This is a genomic window from Gilliamella sp. Nev5-1, from assembly GCF_001690895.1.
Lineage (GTDB): Bacteria > Pseudomonadota > Gammaproteobacteria > Enterobacterales > Orbaceae > Gilliamella > Gilliamella apicola_C.
In genome coordinates this window covers 1-4,139 of record NZ_LZHO01000075.1, presented here as the reverse complement: position 1 = coordinate 4,139, position 4,139 = coordinate 1, and the positions used below count along the sequence as shown (strand labels likewise).

The 4,139-nt window shown below is 33.1% G+C and carries 4 protein-coding genes; 1 reads left to right on the top strand and 3 read right to left on the bottom strand.

The window, feature by feature from the left end:
* Positions 1-422 (top strand): methyltransferase domain-containing protein (locus A9G41_RS10245; protein ID WP_143425457.1); only part of this gene is annotated, 422 nt, incomplete at its 5' end.
* A gap of 980 nt (positions 423-1,402) precedes the next feature.
* Here the strand turns inward: A9G41_RS10245 and A9G41_RS10240 are convergent.
* From A9G41_RS10240 to A9G41_RS14780, 3 genes are all read right to left on the bottom strand, one after another.
* Positions 1,403-2,440: an AI-2E family transporter gene (locus tag A9G41_RS10240; RefSeq protein ID WP_081302095.1), complete on the bottom strand. Its 1,038-nt coding sequence runs from the start codon at positions 2,438-2,440 to the stop codon at positions 1,403-1,405.
* Positions 2,441-2,949: 509 nt separating this feature from the next.
* Positions 2,950-3,774 carry an IS3 family transposase gene (locus tag A9G41_RS10235; protein ID WP_075539631.1) on the bottom strand — a complete coding sequence of 275 codons (825 nt, stop codon included), beginning with the start codon at positions 3,772-3,774 and terminating at the stop codon, positions 2,950-2,952.
* Complete coding sequence (locus A9G41_RS14780) at positions 3,774-3,896, bottom strand: hypothetical protein (protein ID WP_257005433.1); 123 nt, start codon at positions 3,894-3,896, stop codon at positions 3,774-3,776. Before A9G41_RS14780 ends, A9G41_RS10235 begins: the two co-directional genes overlap by 1 nt.
* Between the last annotated feature and the right edge of the window lie 243 nt (positions 3,897-4,139).

The following is a 4,139-nucleotide window of genomic DNA, read 5'->3' as shown; positions in this document are numbered from 1 at the left end:
CAACCACTACCGTTGATATGTCACGCACCTATTTAGAATGGGCAGATCGTAATTTAAAACAAAATGGTTTAACAGGTAAAAAGCACCGATTAATTCAGGCTGACTGTTTGCTTTATTTATCTCAATCCGATGAACAATTCGACTTAATTTTTATCGATCCGCCAACATTTTCGAATTCCAAACGTATGAATAATACCTTTGATGTGCAACGAGATCACCTAAAATTAATGGCGGATCTAAAACGCTTGCTAAAACCTAATGGCACTATCCTCTTTTCGAATAATAAACGTGGTTTTAAGATGGATAGCAGTGGTATGCAAGATCTAGGACTTACCTATCAAGAAATTACCAATAAAACACTTTCGCTTGATTTTAAACGCAACAAGCAAATCCACTGCTGTTTTATTGTAAAGCATCAATAATTAACCGCCTACACGGCGGTTAATCCAACAAAAAAAACTTAAATAAAATCAATTGGTTTTCTGACGCTTTTTTTACAGCGGTAACCGTGCCTAAACAATGCAATATTGAACAATACATCACAAGCTAAATCTTTAAATCCTAGATTTGAATTATCATTACATATTGGCACTACGATATAAATAAAAATTATTTTATGGTTAGTTGCTCTTACGCATTAATTAGTTGTTTCTGTTACTACATATATCATAACGTCGCTCCTAAACCAAAATAAATCATTTTAATATTACCTTTCTATCTACAAAGTATTGCTCTATCTGTATTAAATCACCCGTTGTTATTGCTGTGCGGCTGCCGTTTAAAGATTACGGTGAAATACAAAGTGCGTAGCCAATTTGTTCTGTTATTGGTTCTGAAAATATCAATCTATAAACATCAACTAAGTAGTAGTTATCATTCTTATGGCGATTATTCGACCAAAATTTTCTATAAATATGACGATCTAGCCTAAAAACATCAGAGCCCCATTCTGAAATGATTCCTCCTCCAAGTTGTACCTTAGAGAACCCTTCTTTACCAGTAGGGTATCCTTGATGCCAATTTAGCTCAACATTTTTAACATTGGTTAATTCAGGTACAGTAGGAAGGCGGTACCCAATGCTTTCACAATACTCTCTACTTTCTTTAAATGTTCGTTTACCATCCTCTAATAAAATAAACCATTTGTTAATTGTAAAACTATATATAGGTTTAGTTTGCGCTTGATCAGCATAAATAATAAACGTTGTGGGAGAGAACGACGTATTTGGCTGTCCTGCTTTTAGCCCTAATAGCGTAATTGTCGCTTCATTAGGGTATTTACAGTTAGTATATTGAGTCTGGGTAATATCGAGATATGATTACCCAGTAATAGATTTATTGTAAATAGTTGTCTACGTAAATGAAATCACTGCTAATATATAACACATTGATTATTTTCAAATTAAATAATTTCTAACTCTTTTAACGATAATTTTATAAATGCATAAAAAATAGGTGCAAAGATTAAACCAATCACACCAAAAAGTGTTTCTAAAAATAGCATCGCAATTAATAATTCACAAATGCCTGCATGAATTTTTGTTCCAACTATTTTGGCATTAAGTACATATTCCATTTTATGAATTAAAATTAAATAAACAATAATCGCCATCGCAACAGTGAATGATACTGTAAATGCAACAACAAAGATTAATGCGTTAACAATTAAGTTTCCAATAATTGGAATAAGTCCAAAAACAAATGTGGCTAAGACTAAACTTTTGCTAAACGGTAAATGAATACCAAACACAGGCAGAATAATAAATAACAAAATAGACGTCATTATTGTATTAAATAATGCAATCACAACTTGTGACATAGCAACATACTGGAATACTACAACTAATCGGTTTAAACTTGCTTTTAGGGCTTTAGTTAGTGGTCTTTGTTCAACTTTGTTGTAATCAACGTTACGTTTATTTTCTTTATAACCAAGAATTAACCCAATAATCATTCCCACAATTAATATGATTAAATCGTGAAATACTTTTTTAATGATAGATTGTAGATAGAATATATGATCTTTAAGATAAACCATTATCGTGGATTTAACTTCATCTAAATCATCTGGCAAATAATGAGTAATACTTGGTGGAAGACTGTTTATTACATTGTTTACCACTAATTTCATATTTGTTAACGTTTCGGTAGGATGCTTAGCCATATCAACAAACCAAGCAAATAAATACCAAAAACCACCAATAAAAATACCAATAATCAGAGTCGTTAGGACTAATACAGAAACTAATTTTGATCGATGGCTAAAGCGCATCATTTTTCGTGATAGAAAATCATCTAATTTCTGAGTTAAGGTATAGGTTAATAAACCTGCAATCACTGCAGGCATTAAATGAACTTGCATTAAAATAATGAAAAAAACAGAAAATAATGTAAGACAAAAAAGTCCTAATTTTTGATTATTATCAAGTATCATGGTCATTAATTCCTTTCAATAAATAGCCGATTAACTATTAATTTTTAACCTTAAATATTAACATATTCTTTTTTTGCTATTTGTGCTAAAAAAATCGATAAAATCAAGGCGATTTAAAATAATTCTAAAATGTACTTCAAAACATAACATTAAGTTCAAAAAGAAAGCGATTATAACAGAGGATAAATTATACGTCTGCTTTTTTGCTATAGTTAAATACACCATCCTTGTACAGAATGGCATTGCATAACGATAAGGTGGAAAGACTATGTTAGAATGTTGTAGCAACCTTATATTTACTCTATGATAAATATTGATTTATGTAGATAATAAATATGTTATCTACATATGTACTAGCTCAAACCTAATCTGACAATTACCAGTTTTTATTGGGTGTTTGTCAGGTTAAATCTGGTTCAAATTTTTTCTTCCCAGATCCGTTTTCCATCAAGCAATGTTTCCATTGGTGTTCGACTGTAAATACCCCAAACTTAGTACACAACTCACGTAGAAAATTAAGCTGCCTGTTTTAATGTTTTATATTCGAGCGGTGTCATGTTATTTAATGCCTCATGTGGTCTTTCGGTGTTATAAATCGTTAACCCTTCTTCGGTTATTCTCCTTGCTTGTGCTAAGTTGTTAAGAAGATATAAATCGAGTACTTCAGTACGATAGGTACGATTAAATCGTTCAATATAGCCATTTTGATATGGGCTACTAGGCTCTATATAAACAATGGTTATACCATGTAATTTAGCCCAGTTGGTAAAGGTTTTTCCTGTAAATTCAGGTCCATTATCTACCCGTATTTTTAACGGGTAACCATGATACTCCGCCAATTTATCCAAATAACGAGTCACTCTCCCTGCGGGTAAACTCACGCCAATATCAATGCCTAATGCCTCACGGTTAAAATCATCTATCACATTGAAGGCTCTAAAACGACGTTGATTGCAACGACTATTACTCATAAAATCCATTGACCAACATTCACCTTGTTTATTGGGAGCCAATAACTTTTCTGGCTCCCGAGGTGGAATTCGTTGTTTTCGTTTTGTTTTAAGATTCAGTTTTAACTCACAATACACCCGATATACCCGTTTATGATTCCATTGATAGCCGAGCTTTCTGATACGATTAAAACATTTAGGAAAGCCCCAGCGTAAATGCCGGTCTGTGATAGCATTCAACACCGAAACAATCACCGAATCATCCTGTAACTTAGCTTGATAATAGTAAGCACAACGGCTTAAACCAACAATGGCACAACTCATAGCAATAGTAACTGAATGATTTTGTTGTAGTTGCTGTGCCCACGTTTTACGTGCCCCTGTTGGCACTAAAGCTTTTTTATGATTTCTTCCTGAAGCTGGGATTTTAAGCTCAGTTCGGCAAACATCTGCTTAAGCTTACGGTTTTCCGCCTTGAGTTCTTTTAGACGTTTGATGTCTGAAGTTTCCATACCGCCCTATTTTTCCCGCCATTGATAAAAAGTTGAATTACCCATGCCCTATTTACGGCAGAGTTCCTTGACAGGAATACCCGCTTCAGCTTCTTTTAAAATAGCGACGATTTGATTTTCAGTCATTTTTTCATCATTGAATCCTCTTTTACTTTTATCATAGAGAATTTCCTACTTTTTGGCTGTACTATTTTAGGGGGTAGCTACAATTATTGGGGAAAGGTCAATTTTTCTTCAAATTAC